The sequence below is a fragment of the Bacteroides sp. 519 genome, assembly GCF_010500955.1.
GTDB lineage: Bacteria > Bacteroidota > Bacteroidia > Bacteroidales > Bacteroidaceae > Bacteroides.
In genome coordinates this window covers 323,184-341,173 of sequence record NZ_QVMJ01000001.1, presented here as the reverse complement: position 1 = coordinate 341,173, position 17,990 = coordinate 323,184, and the positions used below count along the sequence as shown (strand labels likewise).

27 protein-coding genes are annotated in these 17,990 nt (G+C 41.5%); 19 read left to right on the top strand and 8 right to left on the bottom strand.

The features are described from left to right. Positions 1 to 32 precede the first annotated feature (32 nt). The 9 genes from D0T85_RS01530 to D0T85_RS01490 all read left to right on the top strand — a co-directional run bounded on the left by D0T85_RS01530 (position 33) and on the right by D0T85_RS01490 (position 6,173). A complete protein-coding gene (locus tag D0T85_RS01530; RefSeq protein WP_163209502.1) occupies positions 33 to 239 on the top strand; it encodes a hypothetical protein in 207 nt (68 codons plus the stop codon). Between the two features lie 11 nt (positions 240 to 250). Next, complete coding sequence (locus tag D0T85_RS01525) at positions 251 to 565, top strand: DUF3876 domain-containing protein (protein ID WP_163209500.1); 315 nt, start codon at positions 251 to 253, stop codon at positions 563 to 565. Positions 566 to 634: 69 nt separating this feature from the next. After that, complete coding sequence (locus D0T85_RS01520; protein WP_163209498.1) at positions 635 to 1,255, top strand: DUF4141 domain-containing protein; 621 nt, start codon at positions 635 to 637, stop codon at positions 1,253 to 1,255. A 3-nt stretch (positions 1,256 to 1,258) separates the two neighbouring features. Further along, positions 1,259 to 2,260 (top strand): conjugative transposon protein TraJ, encoded by a 1,002-nt coding sequence (traJ, locus tag D0T85_RS01515; RefSeq protein ID WP_163209496.1) that lies wholly within the window; start codon positions 1,259 to 1,261, stop codon positions 2,258 to 2,260. 24 nt (positions 2,261 to 2,284) lie between these two features. Then, positions 2,285 to 2,908 (top strand): conjugative transposon protein TraK, encoded by a 624-nt coding sequence (traK, locus tag D0T85_RS01510; protein WP_163209494.1) that lies wholly within the window; start codon positions 2,285 to 2,287, stop codon positions 2,906 to 2,908. A gap of 7 nt (positions 2,909 to 2,915) precedes the next feature. After that, positions 2,916 to 3,200, top strand: a complete 285-nt coding sequence (locus tag D0T85_RS01505; RefSeq protein ID WP_163209492.1) for a TraL conjugative transposon family protein — start codon at positions 2,916 to 2,918, stop codon at positions 3,198 to 3,200. Positions 3,201 to 3,312: 112 nt separating this feature from the next. After that, positions 3,313 to 4,554: a conjugative transposon protein TraM gene (traM, locus tag D0T85_RS01500; RefSeq protein WP_239060610.1), complete on the top strand. Its 1,242-nt coding sequence runs from the start codon at positions 3,313 to 3,315 to the stop codon at positions 4,552 to 4,554. 69 nt (positions 4,555 to 4,623) lie between these two features. Next, on the top strand, positions 4,624 to 5,586 hold the full coding sequence (gene traN / locus D0T85_RS01495) for a conjugative transposon protein TraN (protein ID WP_163209488.1): 963 nt from the start codon (positions 4,624 to 4,626) through the stop codon (positions 5,584 to 5,586). A 2-nt stretch (positions 5,587 to 5,588) separates the two neighbouring features. After that, on the top strand, positions 5,589 to 6,173 hold the full coding sequence (locus tag D0T85_RS01490) for a conjugal transfer protein TraO (protein ID WP_163209485.1): 585 nt from the start codon (positions 5,589 to 5,591) through the stop codon (positions 6,171 to 6,173). Here D0T85_RS01490 and D0T85_RS01485 read toward each other — a convergent pair. Then, the gene (locus D0T85_RS01485; protein ID WP_163209483.1) at positions 6,170 to 6,454 is read right to left on the bottom strand and encodes a YciI family protein; all 285 of its coding nucleotides are present in this window, start codon (positions 6,452 to 6,454) and stop codon (positions 6,170 to 6,172) included. The two genes, D0T85_RS01490 and D0T85_RS01485, sit on opposite strands and share 4 nt — an antisense overlap. Positions 6,455 to 6,500: 46 nt before the next feature. Here D0T85_RS01485 and D0T85_RS01480 point away from each other — a divergent pair, with 46 nt between their 5' ends. The 8 genes from D0T85_RS01480 to D0T85_RS01445 all read left to right on the top strand — a co-directional run bounded on the left by D0T85_RS01480 (position 6,501) and on the right by D0T85_RS01445 (position 12,824). Beyond that, positions 6,501 to 6,959 (top strand): DUF3872 domain-containing protein, encoded by a 459-nt coding sequence (locus tag D0T85_RS01480; RefSeq protein ID WP_163209481.1) that lies wholly within the window; start codon positions 6,501 to 6,503, stop codon positions 6,957 to 6,959. A 148-nt stretch (positions 6,960 to 7,107) separates the two neighbouring features. Continuing rightward, a complete protein-coding gene (locus tag D0T85_RS01475; protein ID WP_203558394.1) occupies positions 7,108 to 7,701 on the top strand; it encodes a M23 family metallopeptidase in 594 nt (197 codons plus the stop codon). Between the two features lie 66 nt (positions 7,702 to 7,767). Next, positions 7,768 to 8,220 (top strand): PH domain-containing protein, encoded by a 453-nt coding sequence (locus D0T85_RS01470; RefSeq protein WP_163209479.1) that lies wholly within the window; start codon positions 7,768 to 7,770, stop codon positions 8,218 to 8,220. A gap of 145 nt (positions 8,221 to 8,365) precedes the next feature. Further along, positions 8,366 to 8,968, top strand: a complete 603-nt coding sequence (locus D0T85_RS01465) for a bestrophin family ion channel (protein ID WP_163209477.1) — start codon at positions 8,366 to 8,368, stop codon at positions 8,966 to 8,968. After that, a complete protein-coding gene (locus tag D0T85_RS01460) occupies positions 8,968 to 10,926 on the top strand; it encodes an NACHT domain-containing NTPase (protein WP_163209475.1) in 1,959 nt (652 codons plus the stop codon). The genes D0T85_RS01465 and D0T85_RS01460 overlap by 1 nt, the downstream gene beginning before the upstream one ends. Positions 10,927 to 10,937: 11 nt before the next feature. Further along, entirely contained in the window at positions 10,938 to 11,456 is a 519-nt protein-coding gene (locus D0T85_RS01455) for an adenylyltransferase/cytidyltransferase family protein (protein ID WP_163209473.1), read from the top strand. A 6-nt stretch (positions 11,457 to 11,462) separates the two neighbouring features. Beyond that, on the top strand, positions 11,463 to 12,074 hold the full coding sequence (plsY, locus tag D0T85_RS01450; protein WP_255495678.1) for a glycerol-3-phosphate 1-O-acyltransferase PlsY: 612 nt from the start codon (positions 11,463 to 11,465) through the stop codon (positions 12,072 to 12,074). 12 nt (positions 12,075 to 12,086) lie between these two features. Continuing rightward, positions 12,087 to 12,824 (top strand): 1-acyl-sn-glycerol-3-phosphate acyltransferase, encoded by a 738-nt coding sequence (locus D0T85_RS01445; RefSeq protein WP_163209469.1) that lies wholly within the window; start codon positions 12,087 to 12,089, stop codon positions 12,822 to 12,824. 189 nt (positions 12,825 to 13,013) lie between these two features. Here D0T85_RS01445 and D0T85_RS01440 read toward each other — a convergent pair whose 3' ends face one another. The 7 genes from D0T85_RS01440 to D0T85_RS01410 form a co-directional block, all read right to left on the bottom strand. Beyond that, positions 13,014 to 13,241, bottom strand: a complete 228-nt coding sequence (locus D0T85_RS01440) for a hypothetical protein (RefSeq protein ID WP_163209467.1) — start codon at positions 13,239 to 13,241, stop codon at positions 13,014 to 13,016. Between the two features lie 151 nt (positions 13,242 to 13,392). Next, the gene (locus D0T85_RS01435; RefSeq protein WP_203558393.1) at positions 13,393 to 13,572 is read right to left on the bottom strand and encodes a hypothetical protein; all 180 of its coding nucleotides are present in this window, start codon (positions 13,570 to 13,572) and stop codon (positions 13,393 to 13,395) included. 51 nt (positions 13,573 to 13,623) lie between these two features. Further along, positions 13,624 to 15,609: a ParB/RepB/Spo0J family partition protein gene (locus D0T85_RS01430; RefSeq protein ID WP_163209465.1), complete on the bottom strand. Its 1,986-nt coding sequence runs from the start codon at positions 15,607 to 15,609 to the stop codon at positions 13,624 to 13,626. Positions 15,610 to 15,654: 45 nt separating this feature from the next. Then, a complete protein-coding gene (locus D0T85_RS01425) occupies positions 15,655 to 16,134 on the bottom strand; it encodes a hypothetical protein (protein ID WP_163209463.1) in 480 nt (159 codons plus the stop codon). Positions 16,135 to 16,138: 4 nt separating this feature from the next. Beyond that, positions 16,139 to 16,366, bottom strand: a complete 228-nt coding sequence (locus D0T85_RS01420) for a DUF3873 family protein (RefSeq protein ID WP_163209461.1) — start codon at positions 16,364 to 16,366, stop codon at positions 16,139 to 16,141. 1 nt (position 16,367) lies between these two features. After that, complete coding sequence (locus tag D0T85_RS01415) at positions 16,368 to 16,580, bottom strand: hypothetical protein (protein ID WP_163209459.1); 213 nt, start codon at positions 16,578 to 16,580, stop codon at positions 16,368 to 16,370. Between the two features lie 11 nt (positions 16,581 to 16,591). Next, positions 16,592 to 16,831 carry a hypothetical protein gene (locus D0T85_RS01410; RefSeq protein ID WP_163209456.1) on the bottom strand — a complete coding sequence of 80 codons (240 nt, stop codon included), beginning with the start codon at positions 16,829 to 16,831 and terminating at the stop codon, positions 16,592 to 16,594. 491 nt (positions 16,832 to 17,322) lie between these two features. On the opposite strand from D0T85_RS01410, the gene D0T85_RS01405 reads away from it, so the two are divergent. Together D0T85_RS01405 and D0T85_RS01400 are read left to right on the top strand one after the other, a co-directional pair. Beyond that, a complete protein-coding gene (locus D0T85_RS01405) occupies positions 17,323 to 17,601 on the top strand; it encodes a helix-turn-helix domain-containing protein (protein WP_163209454.1) in 279 nt (92 codons plus the stop codon). 2 nt (positions 17,602 to 17,603) lie between these two features. Next, the gene (locus D0T85_RS01400; RefSeq protein WP_163209451.1) at positions 17,604 to 17,900 is read left to right on the top strand and encodes a helix-turn-helix domain-containing protein; all 297 of its coding nucleotides are present in this window, start codon (positions 17,604 to 17,606) and stop codon (positions 17,898 to 17,900) included. The last annotated feature ends 90 nt before the right edge of the window (positions 17,901 to 17,990 follow it).

Sequence of the window (17,990 nt, the reverse complement as noted above, 5' to 3'; positions counted from 1 at the left end):
GGGGTGTTAAGCCCCACAACCACTAAAAGATCATGTTAAAAAGATTTGGTAACGGGCAACTGGAAAAGTTGCTGCTTCACACGGTAGGAATAAACAGTGTCCTTACCGAAGTCCTGCTCAAACAGCAGGAAGAAAGCGAAGAAGAAACGGAAGTCATCGGCGGTAACACCCATATTGACATCCTTGTGATTGACCCTGCAAGCCTATTAAGAAAAGAGGCTAAGGAAGCGAAAAAGTAAGGAGGTACGCCATGTTCAGCAAATGCAATGCAGCCGACCCTTGCGCCGCACATCAGGATTTTCACCTGTGGGAGATTACGGGACGTTGGGTAAGCCCGGACGGTGCGCCTGCGGTAACTATTTACCGCAACACTTCCCGCAAGCGGGGAGGCATCCGGCTCTGTCTTACTTACAACAACCCGCAGGTAGTCTGCGATTGTACGATGTACTGTGTGTTCGGTCTGTATTACATAGACCTGTACGGGCGTATCGGAATTGCCTACGACCGGGAGCGGGAGGTACTATTGCTTTCCGCTTTCGGGGAATATGTCCGGGCAGAGGATTAGCCCGTTTGGGCTATCCGCCTCTCGGACTGTAAAAAACAAACAAGTAATAATAATTAAAAATTTATAGCAATGAAAAAGATTCTTTTAAGCCTTTTGGTCTGTATGGGACTATGTACCTATCAGGCAAAAGCACAATGGGCGGTGATCGACCCCTCGAACCTTGCTCAAAATATACTGACGGTTTCCAAAACAGCGACAACGGCAACCAATGTAATCAACTCGTTCAAAGAAATGCAAAAGATTTATAGTCAGGGCAAGGAGTATTACGACAAATTACAGTCGGTGCATAATCTTATCAAGGATGCCCGAAAGGTAAAGGAAACGGTAGAATTGGTCAGCGAAATATCGCAGATATATTCGACCAACTTCAACAAAATGCTGACGGATAAGAATTTCACCCATGCAGAACTGGAAGCCATATCTAACGGATATTCCAAATTACTGAAAGAAAGCGGCAATCTCCTTTCGGATATAAAGAATATCGTTTCAGCCTCCAACGGGCTTTCCATGACCGATGCCGAGCGAATGGCAATCATAGACGAGATACATACGAAAATGATTGAGCATCGCAACCTGACGCGGTACTTTTCCAAGAAAAGTATCTCCGTATCCTTTATCCGCAGTCAGGAAAAAGGTGATATGGAGCATGTACGCGCCCTATATGGTGATCCATCCGAAAGATACTGGTAAGCCATGATGTTGTTAGCAATAGATTTTGAGAACCTGCATCAGATTTTACGAAATCTGTATCAGGAAATGATGCCTTTGTGCGCTGACATGATCGGTGTCGCCAAAGGGATAGCGGGCTTAGGTGCGCTGTTTTATATGGCTTCCCGCGTGTGGCAAGCCCTCTCACGGGCAGAACCGATAGACGTATATCCCTTGCTTAGACCTTTTGCCATCGGACTGTGCATAATGTTCTTCCCCACAATCGTACTCGGCACAATCAACGCCGTAATGTCGCCTGTGGTAAAAGGAACGCATACCATACTGGAATCGCAGATAATGGACGTACAGGCATTACAGGCGGAGAAAGATGCGTTGGAGTATGATGCGCGGGTACGCGAGGGCAAAGCATGGTTGGTCGATGACGAGGTTTACGACCGGAAAATGGAAGAATTGGGAATCTGGGAAATGGGAGAGATTATCAGTATGTGGGGTGAACGCAAATGGTACGATATGAAAATGTGGTTCCGGCAGTTAGTCCGGGATTTCTTCGAGCTATTGTTCAATGCCGCAGCCCTTACGATTGACACGTTACGCACCTTTTTCTTAGTGGTGCTGTCAATCTTAGGGCCGCTGGCATTCGCCCTCTCCGTGTATGATGGTTTCCAATCCACGCTTACCAGTTGGCTTTCCCGGTATATCAGCGTGTATCTGTGGCTACCCGTTGCCGATTTGTTTTCGGCGGTATTGTCTAAGATTCAGGCGCTCATGCTGCAAATGGATATAGGACTATTGAAAGACCCGTCCTACGTGCCGGACGGCAGTAACGGCGTATATATCATCTTTTTGATTATTGGCATTATCGGCTACTTCTCGATACCGACTGTTGCGGGCTGGGTGATCCAAGCCGGAGGCGGTAGCGGTACGCGCGGGGTAAATGCGACTGCAAGTAAAGGGGCTGCCCTTGCCGGAGGTGTAGCGGGAGCGGCTGCGGGCAACGTAGCCGGACGATTATTAGGTAAAAAGTAATTCGATTAAAAACACTCAAAAATTATGGAGTTCAAAAGTTTAAAGAATATAGAAACATCATTCAAGCAGATACGCCTTTTTGGGATTGTCTTTGTCTGCCTGTGTGCAGGAATTACGGGTTATTCCGTATGGAATGCGTACAGTTTCGCCGAAGCGCAACGCCAGCGTATCTATGTGTTGGACGGGGGCAAGTCATTGATGCTTGCCCTCTCGCAAGACCTTTCGCAGAACCGCCCCGTCGAAGCGCGGGAACACGTTAAGCGGTTTCATGAACTGTTCTTCACGCTCTCGCCTGACAAGAAAGCCATTGAAAGCAATGTAAACAGGGCATTGTTCCTTGTCGATAAAAGTGCTTTCAAATACTATCAGGACATGGCGGAAAAAGGGTACTACAACCGTATTGTGTCGGGCAATATTAACCAGATCGTACAGGTGGATAGTATCGCCTGTAACTTCGATGTGTACCCCTACACGGCGGTAACATACGCCCGGCAGATGATCCTTCGCCAGTCGAACATGACTGAACGAAGTTTGATAACCCGCTGCAACCTGATTAATTCGGTACGCTCGGACAATAACCCTCACGGTTTTACTATGGAGAAATTCGAGATTGTGGAAAACCGGGACATCCGGGTAACGGAAAGGTAGGTGTGGTATGATACGGAAAATAATTCAACGTGTAAACGAGTGGTTGGAAGACCGCTTGCGAAGTCTTGTCAGACCTCTAAGCCCTGATGCACGGGTAATCGTAATCGTTACGATGCTAATAGTATTCAGCGGCTTATCTATCTACATGACTGTTTCTTCGATTTACAATTTAGGTAAAGACAAAGGACGGGAATTGCAGATAGAACAGATAGAAACCCTGAAACTGGAACAGCAGAGGGATAGTATTAACCATCAAAACAATTTTTATAATGGAACAGGAGAATTTGAATAAAGGAACGCCACCGCCGGAAACGGCAGCGAGTCCTGAAGTACAACCATCCGCGCCGGATAGTAAGCCGGGAGCGGAAAAAAAACCTCAAAAACCGCCGAAAAAAGAACTTTCGATGGCAGAGAGGCAAAAGCGTAAAAAGATGCTGATAATGCCGCTGTTCTTTCTGATTTTCGGCGGTGTGATGTGGCTGATCTTCGCTCCTTCGGACAAAGACGAAACAAAGGTCGATGGGCTGTCGGGCTTAAATGCCGAACTACCTGTACCCAAAGATGAGGGGATTGTTGGGGATAAGCGCGATGCTTATGAGAAGGAAGCCATGAGGCAAAAGGAACAGGAACGGATGCGCTCTTTGCAGGACTTTTCAACCATGTTCGACCAAAACGAAGAACAAAAGCAGGAGGAATCCAATCAGCCGGAGTATTACGAAAATCCGTCTGCACGGCAATCAAAACCTGTAAATAACCTGCAAGCCTCCGCAACTGCCTATCAGGATATAAATAAGCAGTTGGGAGAATGGTACGAAGAACCTGCTGGAAAGAGCGCACAGGAACTCGCTGTTGAAGAGCGCATGAATGAACTGGAACGCAAGCTGGAAGAAGCCGAAGCGCGGAAAGCCGCCGAGGATGAACAGACTGCACTACTGGAAAAATCCTATGCGATGGCGGCGAGGTATATGCCGCCACAGGCAGGGCAAGATGAAAATAGCAATCCTGTTCCTTCTACGAAAGATAAAGTAAATGTTCAGCCTGTAAAGCAGGTGCGCCACAATGTCGTATCGCTGCTTTCTGCACCGATGTCGGACGATGAGTTTATAGAATCGTTCAGCCAGCCCCGCAATATGGGATTTTTCACTGCCGCCGGAAACGAGGGAGTGAAAGATAAAAACAGCATCCGTGCCTGTGTGAACCAGACCGTAACGCTGACAAGCGGAAAGGAATTGCAAATACGCCTGTTAGAACCAATGCAAGCGGGCAATACACTTATCCCTGCCAACTCGATTATTACCGGGGCGTGCCGTATCGGTGGCGAACGGATGGAAGTTACAATAGGTTCGATTCAGTATGCAGGCAACATTATTCCGGTTGAACTGCATGTGTACGATACGGACGGGCAAAGGGGTATTTCCGTACCAAATTCAGACGAGATAAGAGCCGCCAAAGAAATAGCCTCACAGATGGCACAATCGGCAGGGTCGAGCATTACGATTACCGATGATGCAGGTTCGCAGTTTGCCGCCGATATTGGGAAAAGCCTTATTCAAGGGGCTTCGCAGTATGTGAGCAAGAAAATGAGTGTGGTTAAGGTTACGCTGAAAGCCAATCACAAGCTACTGCTACTTCCCAAAACAGACTAATAAAATAACAAATGGGTCTGCGACCCCACCACTAAAAAATCAATGTTTAACGAATTAAGAATTAAAAGTATGAAACGAATCTTTTTGATGCTTACCCTTGCGGTGAGCGTATTTGCAGCCAACGCGCAGGAAGTACAGACAGTAACCGAAGAAACGGCTACCGTAATACAGACTAAGCCCACAACGGGTGACTACTATCAAGGCTTTACCCGTCCGCTGACGTTCGATAGAATGATACCGCCTTATGCGTTGGAGGTTACATTTAATAAGACTGTTCACGTTATTTTTCCTGCACCGATCAGGTATGTCGATTTAGGGTCGGCAGATCTTCTCGCGGCGAAAGCGGATGGAACAGAAAACGTATTGAGAGTGAAAGCAGCTTTGCGGGATTTCAGCCGGGAGAGTAATCTGTCCGTCATTACCGAAGATGGGAATTACTATACGTTCAATGTAAAATATGCGGACGAACCTGTAAAGCTGTCCGTTGAAATGACCGACTTCCTGCACGATGGGGAGGCGGTAAATCGACCGAACAATGCCCTTGCGGTCTATATGCAGGAATTGGGGCAGGAATCGCCGCTGCTTGTCAAGCTGATTATGCAGTCCATCTATAAAAACAATGACAGGGAAATCAAACATTTAGGCAGTAAGCGTTTCGGCATCCAACATACACTAAAGGGCATTTATACCCATAACGGGCTGTTGTATTTCCATCTGCAACTGAAAAACTCGTCCAACGTACCGTTCAATATAGATTTTATCACGTTCAAAATCGTGGATAAGAAAGTAGCCAAGCGCACCGCTATTCAGGAACAGGTAATCTGGCCGCTACGCGCCTATAACAATCTTATGCTGATAGGCGGTAAGCGCACAGAGCGAATGATTTTTACCCTGCCGAAGTTTACGATACCCGATGATAAAATGCTTGTTATCGAACTGAATGAGCAAGAGGGCGGCAGACATCAGCGTTTCACGGTCGATAATGCCGATTTGATGCGGGCAAAGGTTATTAACGAACTGAAAGCGAAATAACCATGAAGCGGTTATCTTTTATCATGGCGATTGTGCTGTGCCTGCTCTGTAAAGACCAGGTACACGCACAACGTCAGCTACCGGGTATGCAAGGCATACAGGTAACAGGCGGAATGGTGGATGGTATATACTCGTCCGCATTGGATAACGAAGCCGGATATTATTTCGGCGCGGCTATGGCAACCTATGCTAAAAAAGGGAATAAGTGGGTGTTCGGTGCGGAGTTTATGGAACGGTATTACCCGTACCGGACGATCCGCATTCCGGTTTCACAGTTTACCGCTGAAGGCGGTTACTACCTGAAAATCCTGTCCGACCCGTCAAAGACTTTTTTACTCTCGTTGGGTGGCTCTGCCCTTGCGGGGTATGAAACATCGAATTGGGGCGAAAAGACCCTGTACGATGGTTCTACGCTCCGGCACAAAGACGCATTTATCTATGGCGGGGCTATCACGCTGGAACTGGAAACCTACCTGTCCGACCGTGTTGTGTTGCTCCTGACAGGACGTGAACGCATCCTTTGGGGCAACTCTACGGGACATTTTCATACACAGTTCGGCATCGGGCTGAAATTTATAATCAATTAGAGAAATTTCTCGAAGCCGGAAACATACTTGGTAGGCTCAAATTGAATAATATCGTATTTGGCTACTTCATTTATATAAAATGGGTCTGATTGTATTAATAACTGTACATCTTGTTTGTTATCGGCACGGCATAAAATAATCCCTCCAACACGAGGTTCCTGTCTGCCGGATGCAATAAAATTACCCGATTTATAATTTGAATCCAAGTATTCCCGATGAGCTTCTAAATGCTTTTCTACTTCGGTAATTTCCTTTTGATAGGTCAATATAATTATAAACATAGCCTTTGTTTTTTAGATGTACAAAGGTACTAAATCAGTAAAAAAGATGAAAAAAATAAAGAGTTTTTTCGGGATAACAGCGTGGCTGGTAGCGATAATGCTACTGGCCTTAGCCTGTAACGACGATATGGATATTAATAAGGTTTACGCATTTGATCTGGTTTGTATGCCGGTTCAGAAAAAAATCGTTCAGGGCGAGGTGGCGGAAATCCGTTGCCAATTAGTAAAGGAAGGAGATTATCAGGACACGAAGTTTTTCATCCGTTATTTCCAGCCTGACGGAGTGGGCGAACTTCGACTGGACGATGGACGGGCATTGTTGCCAAACGACCTCTATCCGTTGGAAAAAGAAACGTTCCGAATGTATTACACTTCGCATTGTACAGACCAGCAAGTAATTGACGTGTATATCGAAGATAATCACGGACAGGTGGTGCAAAAGACTTTCTCGTTTCAGAATGACAAAGGAGAGGACGAAACGGAAGATGGCGATGATAATAGGTAGTTATATCGTGTTCAATGCCCTGTGCTGGCTATGTATAGCCCGGTCGTTGATGAATGCCCCGACAGACATAGAGCTGTGGGGAGAGGAAATAGACTAACAGGAAAGCACCCGGAGTATTTCGGGTGCTTACTTTATTCATAAATTGGCTATGAAATATATACTAATGCTCTTCATCGCCTTGTCGTATTTGCCCGCATCAGGGCAGACGGGCGATTCTCTAAACAGGAAACCGGAGATAGAAAAATATACAGAACAGATTTATTCCGTATCAGAATTTCAGCAGATAGCCGATTCGCTGAACCTATCTACCAGTGAGCTATGCGACTATCCCGTGATTTTTCCGATTAAGAAGCCACAGCGTATTTCATCGGGCTTCGGGGTGCGGTATCATCCGATTTACAGAGTGTGGAAATTCCATACAGGGATTGATATTTCAGGCGTAAAAGGCACTCCGGTATATGCCACAGGTAACGGAATAATAGTTCGTAAGGGGTATTGTTCGGGATATGGAAATTTTATTGAAATCAAACACGCAGGCGGTTTCCGTTCATTTTACGCGCATTTAAGCCGGACAATGGTAAATGTAGGGGATTCGGTAGAGATAGCCCGGCAAATTGCTTGCGTGGGTAGTACAGGGACAGCAACGGGCAGCCATCTACATTATGAAGTAAGGAAAGGGAAACGCTACCTGAATCCGACCGGATGGTGCTACCTACTGTTTGAAATATTGAAAAACAAGTGATTATACTTTGTACTGCTTTGAAAATATGTATATTTACGGACGTTCTTAAATAAAAATCAGGTCATTATGAACTATATCGAATCAAATTTACAACCCGGAGAAGAGATAAAATATGTTGCAAAGCTGCACTTCTTCCTGTTCGCACAACCGATAATATTACTGCTTATCGGTGCTTTACTTGCATCAAGTCCTAAAGAAATATCAGCTATGACCCACTATGCAGGGTTACTTATTCTGTTTTTCGGGAGTGTGTCGCTTGTGCAAAGGCTACTTGTAAAAATAGGTTCGGCTTATGCTGTAACCAATAAGAGGGTGGTATTGAAAACTGGTGTTATTAGCCGCCGTGCAATAGATTTGGTACTGGCAAAGTGTGAAGGCTTGCATATTAAGCAAAGTATTTTAGGCAGGATGTTCAACTTCGGAACGATTACGGTTACTACCGGAGGCGTTACAAGTTCATATCCGTTTATTGCCGATCCGCTGGCGTTCCGGAGGGAGATAAATACACAGATAGGATAAGTGAAAGCATGAAGGGGTTGATGATAAGCGACTTTAGATAAGTTATTGAAAAACACTTGGCAAGCAGTTTTGTCAGGTGTTTTTTTATGAGTATTTTTGCAGACGACAGCAACCTATACTTGATTAATTTTTCAAAAGTAATAAAATGAAAAAAACATGGTTTCTATGGCTTATATGGTCAATATTTATTGTGGTTGTTGCCGCTTTAGCAGCAACAGGATGGTTTTATGCTCAGTGTGATTTACATGAATGGGCTAATATATTTATCAATCTGATAATTACAGTTATAGGTGCTTTTCTGGGTTTTGTAACTGCACTATGGCTTGATAGATATAACGAAAATAGGAAGACTATTGAAACCAAAAATAATTATATATTAAGTTTATCACGCGATATTAGCAAAATAAAAGACAGTCTCAATACAATCACACAAAAGGATACTTCTGGAGTAATTATTTTTCAATCATTGCAAGGAAAATCTTTTTATTTTGAACTTCCTATTTGGGAAGCAATGGTTTCTTCTGGAGAAGTAAATTTATTTAACAAAGAAACGTTTTTTGACGACATATGCGAATTGGCGGCAAAGATTAAAACTCTTAATAATATTGAGAACAATCTTATGATTGCGAGGTTAGTTAACACTAAAATAAGTATTGATACGATAACGGAAGAGAAATTAAGAGAAATATATAATCTATGTGAAAAGATTGATTCGGTACTAGTTGAACTAATAAACGATAAAACATAATGCCTGTTGTTATTACTAATATTATTTATTCTCAATTAACAAGAGAAGATGTGTTTTCTAAAAAAAAGACAGCCGCCAACGTGCAATCGTTGGTGAGTCTTATTGTTGATATGCAGCGTTGGGAGCTTGAGGAAATGTCAACATCTTCTATTATAAATAAGTCAATTGTAGAACATATTGACAACTACTATGCTAATATTCCATTATTAAGAAACGGCATCCCGTTCAATGATGATTTTACTCCTTTTATCCTCAATAAGTCTCAGGAAAACAATAAAAATCTCATATTTTGTATTGGAGATTCAGGTTGCGGAAAATCAACTCTGTTAATTAAGACTTTCTTAGACTTATCTATTTTTTTGTCTAATTCTGATAATAACCTACTTCCTATATACTTAAATCTTAATAACGCAACAAAGTTTACCTGTGACAGAACTAAGTTGGTGCGTATGATTCTTTCTCGATATAAAATCAAAGCAGGAGACGGAGCACTCCGGGCGTTACATAAAGATTATAAGTTTGTATTTCTGCTTGATGGATTAGATGAGAAAAGTACGAAATTAAAATCAATAGATATTGAAAATGCGCTTGCACAGCGAGCAAATGGAACATTTATTATTTCGTCCAGAATAAATTTGTATCGTCAACTAAAAGTGGATGGCATCAATTCTCTATTTGAGTTTAGACCAATTGATGCAAAGCTGCGTATTGCATATTTCAACAATTTTTTCGCAGATGATCCTCAAGTAGATGAAAAAATCAAACAAGTATCAAACGTTCTGTCTGATTCTCAGCAAGATGGGAGTATTTTTTCAAATATTCTTATGCTAACATTGTTAGCGATGCACATCAAAGAATCGCCAGACTACATTTTGCAATTCGATAAAAGGAGAGGAACAGTTATTGACTCCATTATAACAGCAACAATAAAGCGAGAAATCAAGAAAAACAAATTAAATATTTCAGCTGAAGTTGGTTGTGAAATTGTTGAAACAGTGGCTCTATTTACTTATGAAAGACAGCAAAAAGGGCAAACTTATTCATTTAGCATAATGAATAAAAGAGTAAAGGATAAAATGACTCAAATTGATTCGGAAATTGTAGAACGAGTGATAAATATTTTTGTTGCTAAAAATGGCAATACAAAAACATACCGATTTATTCATTCCCAGTTTTATGATTTTTTCGTTGCAAAAGCAACTTTCATTGCAATAAAAAAAAAGAGAAGTCTTAACAAATATATGAGTTATAATTTCTCTATAGACATTAATGCATTGCTATCCGATTTGATGCGTGATGACGAGCCAGAAGAGATATATAAAACATTGAGACAATTATGTCGAAAATGCTTAAACAAAATATCTGTGATGGACAACCCAGAGGAGCAAAATTACTATGGTAAACTACATTTGTTGATTATGCATATGCAGCGAACAGGAGAATACATTGGTGTTTATAATTTTGCAAAAAAACTTCTGCATTCAGGAGAAACATTTAAACCTTATGTTGAGGCTTTGCTTTTACATTCCAAAGTGGCAGGAGGATTAAAAGAAGAAGATGAGGAATGCTTTTTTCAAAAATTGGTTACAGATGAGGGATTCTTGGCAAGGCATATAGGAATGACACTATTGTATTACAATGATGAATTAGAACTTCGATTGCCGCATTATGATGATGGGAAAATTACATACAAAGGTATTTTACATGCTTATACAAGGCACTTTAAAAAATCTGACACCATAAATCATTATTATATTGCTCGAAGGCACAATACGTTAACAATGAAGACTCTATTAGAAAAAAGGAAAGTGGTACCCCGAAAGGTAGCAGATTCTTGCAAATCACTTCTGCCATATGTTGAAAGTGATAATTCAACCTTTGGACTAAAAGTCAAGGCAGAATATGACCTACTGATTGAAACTATAAATAAGTATCCAATAACTAATGACGATTTTTAAGATTAATAATTATGATTATAGAACAGCATCAGATAAATGATTTCACTACAAGTGTTAAACAAAATATGATTATATGTTTTGGTTGTTTTGATTTGATACATATAGGACATATTTCAATGTTTGAAAATCTGAAAAATATAGTTTCAACTTTAATTGTAGCTGTAGCCAATGATGAAGCTGTGCAAAAATTGAAAGGTGTAAACAGACCTATAATACCAGAAGAAGAACGTTCTGTTATGCTTGACGCTGTAAGATATGTAGATTATGTTTTTATACAGAGAGCAGGTGATGTTACAACTCTTAAAAAAAAATATAATTTCAATGATAAAGAAACTATTATTTGGGAAAATTGTATGTATCCGCTATCGCTTTTGACCCCAAAATATGTTGCCATTTCAAGCGATTTTGTAATGACTCCTGCAATGAAAAGATTCTTTAGTGATGAAAATTTTCAAATAATTGTAGTTCCTTATTTTGACCGACAATCAACAAGTAAAATAGTCGCGAAAATTCTTAATACTGATGCATAGTTGCTTATGTGTTTAATAGTTTTTTTTTCAATAATATCATATTTGATAGGCTCCTTTAGCTCCGCTTTTTGGTTTGGCAAATGGTTCAAGAATATTGATATACGACAGTTTGGAAGTAAAAATGCAGGTGCAACAAATGCCTGTAGGATTGTAGGATTCAAGATCGGCATACTTGCTTTCACATTGGATGCAATGAAATCATTTATTGCAGTACAATTGATATATTTTGTCCCCAATATTATAATTGATTCAGAGGCTTATTTTCAAATAAAGATTTTATTTGGCATTTGTGCCGTGGTCGGACATATTTTCCCGATTTATAGTAGTTTTAAAGGAGGTAAAGGAGTCGCCTCAATGTTTGGAATATTCTTTGGGCTTACTCCATTTATGGGGCTTATCGCATTTGCTGTTTTTATAATTCTTATCTTTCTAACAAGGATTATTTCTTTATCAAGCATTTGTTCTGCTATTGTATATCCAATTCTAATTTATACCTCAAGTTATTCACAATCAATTACACTTACTGTTTTCTCTGTTCTTTCTTGCTTTTTGATTATTGTTACACACAGGAAGAATATCGAAAGATTAATAAAAAAAGAGGAGAAAAAGTTATTTTAAAGAAATATATAAATGGGAAAGTTGATATCATATCCTTTATCTGTTATTTATTATTTACTGCATAAAACGACATTGATTGTTTTTCAAGCGATACAATGGTTCTGTTTCAACTTATTTGGATATAAGGCTCACAGGAAAAGTGTAGATGCTATGTTTTTCTTTTTAGTATTTAATACATACATTTTGGGTACACGATATAAAATTGAAAATCGACATAAACTTCCAACGGACGTACCTCTAATTATTGTGGCAAATCATCAGAGTATGTATGATTTTACTACTTTCGGCTGGTTTTTTCGTAAAATACACCCCCTATTTATCGGCAAAATTGAACTACGTAAAGGTTGGGCTGGCATTTCATATTTTTTAACTCATGGCGGAGGGGAACTTATTGATAGAAAAAATCCAGCACAATCTTTACCGGCTTTAAAGAAAGTTGCTCAACATATAGAGGCAAACAAACTACCTGTGGTTATATTTCCGGAAGGAACGAGAAGCAATACAACAAGTAAAACAAAACCATTTAAAGGAAAAGGACTGAAAATTCTTTGTGAATTTGCTCCTTCTGCTTATGTAGTTCCAATTACAATAAATAATTCGTGGAAAATGACAAAGTGGGGGTCTTTTCCTTTAGGTATAGGCAATAAAATTATATTTACTATTCATGATCCCATACCCGTAAAGGAATATTCTTTACAGGAGATTTTTGAAAAAACAGAGCAAACTATAATCAAAGCGATCCTTCCGTGAATATACTTCCCCATTATCACTTATCTCCTGTTTGTTATTTATTCCTAATAAATATTTGGTATAGGAATATATCGGCTTTTTGCTTCTTTTTCTCCCGCATAAAGCCTTGTTAATGGCTCATGGAAAAAGAAGTCCGGGCAAAGTTCCCCCTGCCCGGATATAAGTTCTTAAAATCATTTTCAAAGGCATTTATAGCCCGTTTTCAACCATATTGCGCAGTCGGTCAGCCACCCATTGAATTGTGGGATTGCGTGGATAATGGAACGTCCTACAGCTTAAATTCTCAATGATTAACCGCTCCTGTCGGAGTTGTACGCTGTGGCAGTCGGGTTCCACCTCGTGCAAAAGTTCCTCCAGTTCGTAATAATCCTGCTGTGTGGCAATAATAGGATTGCCGATATATACGTCTATCCTCATACTATGTTTCGTCTTTTATGTTTGATTTTCCTTTTGTGGATGGTTTCAAACCTGTAAAGGTTTTCATCACAATGCGGACAATAAAAGGGATAATCTAACTTCGTTTCTTTCCTTACAGGTTTTCCGCAATTTCGGCATATTCGGTGCGTTTTCATACTTCCCCGAATTTATCCGTTTCACATTCAATTATTTCTACTTCTGCATCGTGGGTATATAAGCCGTTTTCTTTGGCGTGATCTATCGCCAACGCCTCGGAGGTGAACACGCCGAAAAATACACGGCTTGCCCTTGTCCTGTGAATATCTGTTTGGAATAATATAAATACTGTCATAATTGGGCTATTTATGGAGCGGGATTTCTCCCGCCCCTGTTAATACTCGGTTTATACTGCTACCGCCTCTGCTTTAGGTTGTGCTTTGGGTACGGTAACAATCAGCACTTTATCCGCTTGCGGGGTCGGTTTCGCCTCTTTCTTTTCGGATTGGGTCGCTTTGGGCTGTTCCTTACCTTTCGGCTTGGTACTTTCCGCTTTGGGTGCGGTCGGCTTGTCGGTTTTCTTTGCTTGTACTGCCGTTTTTCCGTCCGTTTTAGGGGCTTTCTCCGTCTTGGCGGTCTGCTCTGCCTTTTTCGCTTTGGCATCGGCTTTCGCTTTCTTTTCAGCCTCTTTCAGCCCTGCGATACGCTCGTCCAACCGGGCGTTTTTCTTGCCGTAATCCTCTTTATGAGTGCTTACAATTTCCTCTGTTTTTTCGGGTAGATGCTGTTTTGAAAATGCCAACAGCATACCGCCTTTTTCATCGCCTACGGTTCTTGTGCTGTCCGTAAGGTGGCTATACAGGTAATCACGGCGTACAACGGTTTTCTGTTCTTCGGTCAGCGAAGATGCAATTTTGAGTTTCTTATCATCCGTCAGATAGCCGTAATAGTCGTTTTCTTTCAATCCTACGGCTTTGTAGTTATGACGGCGTAATTTAGACAGCATAAAGAAATACATTGCCGTTTCTTCATCGGCGGTAAATGCCGACTGCGGTAGCTGTTCCGTGCGCAAAAGTTCTTTTAAGCCCTCGGCGGTCTTTTCGTCCGCCAGTTCGTTGTTACGCTTTTTCTTGGCGGTAAGGTCGGCGATTAACTGCTCGTTGGTCTTGGTGTCTTTAGTGGCTACCTCTTTGTAGTACATTCTTACGTTACTATCGCCGATTTTAGCATACACACGGATTTTGCCCTGCTCTTTCAGTTCTTCGAGATGCGCCGTTTGCTTGGTGTACCTTTCCTGTTCTTTGCCGTATTTCTCCTGCGCCTTATTGTAATCTTCGGGCTTTTTATACTCGGAGGCTTGCGGTTCGGTCGGGGTTGTGGGGTATGAATTAAGGTTATACGTTTGCACGTTCTTAAACTCATAACCGCCCTTTTTGATTATTTGGGTTGCCTCGTTGTCGTGGCTGTACTGTTCGCCGACAAAGACGAGTTTCGGGTCGGCAAGGGCTACGGCTTGCGCCTGTTCTACAAGGTATGCCGTTTGTTTGTCCGACAAACATTTTTTATTGGTACACTTGCCACAACCTCCAACCTCGGCGAACAGGTCGAAATTGCTCGAATTGTGAATACATTTCAGACACCCCGTTTTGTCGAAACTGTAATTATCAAGGTTGTTCGTATAACAGTTCCGTATCTTGCCCTCCAACGCATTTGCAGAGATATTACACCATTCGTCTGCGCCATCCTTGCCTAAGCGGTCGTTCAAAATCTCCTCCTGTATCTTCTTGTCGTACTTGCTAATAACTATCCCTGCCGATGCGGTCAGTTTACCCTCTTTTACGAGGTTGGCAATTCCTTTGATAAGGTCGCAAAGTTTCAGCATTTGATAGATATGCTTTTCGCTCTTGCCGTATGCTACGGCGAGGCTTGCGATGTCGTACCGCTTTGTGTCGATAAGGCGTTTGTAAGCCTCTGCCGCCTCCATTGGTGGCACGTCCTCACGCTGTAAGTTCTCGGAGATTGAAAGGTCATACGCCTGTTCATCGGTTACTTCCCGAACAATACAGGGAATTTCGGAAAGTTTGAGCATACGGCACGCCCTAAAACGGCGTTCCCCGCAAATGATTTCGTAATGTTCGCCTTTTTCGCCCTTGCGCCGTACTGTGATAGGCTGTATCAGTCCATGAACGGAGATGCTTTGCGCCAATTCTTTGAGCGCATCGGCATCGAATGTTTTTCGGGCGTTGTAATTGCTCGGCTCTATCAAGTCCGATGCGATGTTTACGGCTTTACGTTCGCCGTTGTCGGGTTTGCTAACCACTACTGCGGTTACTACTTCGTTTGTTTTCTCTGTTACTGCTACGGCTGTGCCGTTGTTCTTAATTGCTGTCATAATTGTAAGTATTTGAATGATTATTAAAATTGCTGTTTTTGAATTTCAGATTAATGTTTCGATTGCCTTTACAGGGGTGTTCTTTGATAGCCATTCCTTAATATGCTCCATATTGTATTCGGAGGTAATAATGGCTCTACGTTCGTCTATTGGGGTAAATCGGGAACTTTCGTAATTATCAATCCATTCTTTCAGATTGACCGTTTGCCAATTCGTATAATCACTGGTAAACATTCGGCTAATCTCCTTTATGGACTGCGAAAATGTAACCTTGATAGCTTTGTATTTATCGTCGATGATTTGCAAATGATGTAACGAGCCGAACTCGTCTGCAAGTCGGGCATACGACCAATCGTATTCGTATATGTCATTTCCCCAATTATGCAGTTCATCAAAACGGACTTTTACCTCTGCGGAATACTCGGTTATATTTATGGCTTCAATCGTTCCCGCAACCATTAAACCTGTGAATACGGATTTGCAACGTTTCCCTATTATGCTGTCGTTTACTTCGTTCGTTTTCATACTCTTAACTATTTAAAGGATTACTATTTGCTATTTTTTCGGATAACCATTTATCCCGCCTCATTCGGCACTCGGTAAGGGTCGGCATTACTACGCTGAACAGTTCGCCGTCCGTATCTCTATAATCGTACTGGTAAAGCCATTTCCCGCGAAAGTCCTTGTAACGCTCGTAACTTTCTTCTCCTGCGGGGCATATTGATACTCCGTGCAGGTTCATTTTAGGCTGTGTCATATTACTGTCTGTTTTTAGGGTTATTGGCACAAATGGGGCAGATAACAAGGATTTCCAAAATGTCATTATCCTCTTTGTCGGTTACATCGAAACTGCATCTAACGCTGTCGCATCCGCATTTTCGGGGATTGTGTTCAAACGAAAAACTATTGTTCGGATAGTTGTTTGCATACTCGTTTAACGAGCCTAACGAATTGAAATACTTTGGTTTCATGTCTTTATATTTTAGAAAATTAATACTATCAAAAGGAGGATAAAGCCAACGATAACGGCAAGAAGAATAAGGCAGGACAAAATGCCTTTAATGATTGCCCACGCTAAATAAATCCCTGCGACAACTGCCACGAACGACCAACCCCAGAGGGCAAAACCTGCTATCGCAAAGGATATTTTCAAAAACCAACCTATGCTGATTGGAAGGTTTGAGAATCGTTGTTTCCTGTTTTTTTCTGCTGTTCGTATCATAATTCTGACTTTTTTTTAGAACGCTATGCCGTATCGGAGCCGGTTATGAGTGATCGAGTTTCAGGGGCAGAGAAAGGTAGTGTTTAGCCGATGCAAGTTTTTCGGGAATAAATACGCTCGCCGGAACGGAAAGAGGAAGATTTTTCACGAAACCGCTCTGAGGCTTGAACTTGCTTCGGCGTGAAGAACACGGAAATACTTTCGAGCATGAAATCGAACACTTCATCGGCTAAGTCGGCATTCCCGCTAAAAGAGGAAGAAGTTATAAGATACGGGCAGTAGAAAAAATCCCCCCTTTACTCCCGGATAGCCCGAACAGGGAGTACAAAAAAACGGCATATTTTAATCGCCGCCGGAATCAGTTTGCACTTTAGGTATAGACAAGTGCGGACGAAAGCTACCAGCCCGTAAAGGACTGGTATGTGGTGTATTTTAATGACTTACCTTTGTTTTCCCGTAATCATAGTATTAACGATAAAAGGTAAATTACTATGGAGATAATAAATATAGAAGCCCGTACTTTTGAGGCTATGCTGGGGCGTTTTGAATCGTTTGTTCAGAAAGCCGAAAAACTGATTGAACGGAACAAAAACAAAGAGCTTGACGGTTGGTTGGATAATCAGGATGTCTGTCTTATTCTGAATGTCAACCCTAATACATTACAGTATTTGCGAGATAAAAGAAAGCTGGCTTATACGAAGTTTAATCGAAAGATGTACTATAAGCCCGAAGATGTGGAGCGGTTCATCAACAATCTGAAATCGGAGTAATTATGAGTACAGAGCTTGTAACTAAAGATAATGAGCGGATAAAATCTTTATTCTGTTCGCTCGATAGATTGTTAGATAGAATCGAAATCGTAATGACAGGGTATGAGCCGTCTTTGAACGGAGAACGGTTTTTGACCGTTGCGCAAGTATCGGACAGGTTGAAAATCAGCCGGAGGGCATTACAGGAATACCGAACCAAAGGCAAGATCCCTTACCTTCAATTGGGGGGTAAAACCTTATACAGAGAATCGGATATTCAAAAGTTGTTGGAACAGAACTATCGTGAGGCATGGGAATAATAACCCGACCGAAAACGCTCGATTTAATTTAAAAGGGCTACCAGAGTAATTTCCGGTAGCCCTTTTAAGTAGTTTGCAACATTGTTTTTC

Bases quoted from the DNA above. Each gene is read 5' to 3' on its own strand.
- D0T85_RS01465 (WP_163209477.1), top strand. From the start codon at position 8,366: ATGAAAAAAACATGGTTTCTATGGCTTATATGGTCAATATTTATTGTG.
- D0T85_RS01415 (WP_163209459.1), bottom strand. From the start codon at position 16,580: ATGAAACCAAAGTATTTCAATTCGTTAGGCTCGTTAAACGAGTATGCA.
- D0T85_RS01490 (WP_163209485.1), top strand. From the start codon at position 5,589: ATGAAGCGGTTATCTTTTATCATGGCGATTGTGCTGTGCCTGCTCTGT.
- D0T85_RS01420 (WP_163209461.1), bottom strand. From the start codon at position 16,366: ATGACACAGCCTAAAATGAACCTGCACGGAGTATCAATATGCCCCGCA.
- traJ (WP_163209496.1), top strand. From the start codon at position 1,259: ATGATGTTGTTAGCAATAGATTTTGAGAACCTGCATCAGATTTTACGA.
- D0T85_RS01400 (WP_163209451.1), top strand. From the start codon at position 17,604: ATGAGTACAGAGCTTGTAACTAAAGATAATGAGCGGATAAAATCTTTA.
- D0T85_RS01455 (WP_163209473.1), top strand. From the start codon at position 10,938: ATGATTATAGAACAGCATCAGATAAATGATTTCACTACAAGTGTTAAA.
- plsY (WP_255495678.1), top strand. From the start codon at position 11,463: ATGTGTTTAATAGTTTTTTTTTCAATAATATCATATTTGATAGGCTCC.
- D0T85_RS01525 (WP_163209500.1), top strand. From the start codon at position 251: ATGTTCAGCAAATGCAATGCAGCCGACCCTTGCGCCGCACATCAGGAT.
- D0T85_RS01410 (WP_163209456.1), bottom strand. From the start codon at position 16,831: ATGATACGAACAGCAGAAAAAAACAGGAAACAACGATTCTCAAACCTT.
- D0T85_RS01425 (WP_163209463.1), bottom strand. From the start codon at position 16,134: ATGAAAACGAACGAAGTAAACGACAGCATAATAGGGAAACGTTGCAAA.
- D0T85_RS01480 (WP_163209481.1), top strand. From the start codon at position 6,501: ATGAAAAAAATAAAGAGTTTTTTCGGGATAACAGCGTGGCTGGTAGCG.
- D0T85_RS01430 (WP_163209465.1), bottom strand. From the start codon at position 15,609: ATGACAGCAATTAAGAACAACGGCACAGCCGTAGCAGTAACAGAGAAA.
- traM (WP_239060610.1), top strand. From the start codon at position 3,313: ATGGCAGAGAGGCAAAAGCGTAAAAAGATGCTGATAATGCCGCTGTTC.
- traN (WP_163209488.1), top strand. From the start codon at position 4,624: ATGAAACGAATCTTTTTGATGCTTACCCTTGCGGTGAGCGTATTTGCA.
- D0T85_RS01530 (WP_163209502.1), top strand. From the start codon at position 33: ATGTTAAAAAGATTTGGTAACGGGCAACTGGAAAAGTTGCTGCTTCAC.
- D0T85_RS01445 (WP_163209469.1), top strand. From the start codon at position 12,087: ATGGGAAAGTTGATATCATATCCTTTATCTGTTATTTATTATTTACTG.
- D0T85_RS01475 (WP_203558394.1), top strand. From the start codon at position 7,108: ATGAAATATATACTAATGCTCTTCATCGCCTTGTCGTATTTGCCCGCA.
- D0T85_RS01505 (WP_163209492.1), top strand. From the start codon at position 2,916: ATGATACGGAAAATAATTCAACGTGTAAACGAGTGGTTGGAAGACCGC.
- traK (WP_163209494.1), top strand. From the start codon at position 2,285: ATGGAGTTCAAAAGTTTAAAGAATATAGAAACATCATTCAAGCAGATA.
- D0T85_RS01460 (WP_163209475.1), top strand. From the start codon at position 8,968: ATGCCTGTTGTTATTACTAATATTATTTATTCTCAATTAACAAGAGAA.
- D0T85_RS01405 (WP_163209454.1), top strand. From the start codon at position 17,323: ATGGAGATAATAAATATAGAAGCCCGTACTTTTGAGGCTATGCTGGGG.
- D0T85_RS01520 (WP_163209498.1), top strand. From the start codon at position 635: ATGAAAAAGATTCTTTTAAGCCTTTTGGTCTGTATGGGACTATGTACC.
- D0T85_RS01435 (WP_203558393.1), bottom strand. From the start codon at position 13,572: ATGACAGTATTTATATTATTCCAAACAGATATTCACAGGACAAGGGCA.
- D0T85_RS01485 (WP_163209483.1), bottom strand. From the start codon at position 6,454: ATGTTTATAATTATATTGACCTATCAAAAGGAAATTACCGAAGTAGAA.
- D0T85_RS01470 (WP_163209479.1), top strand. From the start codon at position 7,768: ATGAACTATATCGAATCAAATTTACAACCCGGAGAAGAGATAAAATAT.
- D0T85_RS01440 (WP_163209467.1), bottom strand. From the start codon at position 13,241: ATGAGGATAGACGTATATATCGGCAATCCTATTATTGCCACACAGCAG.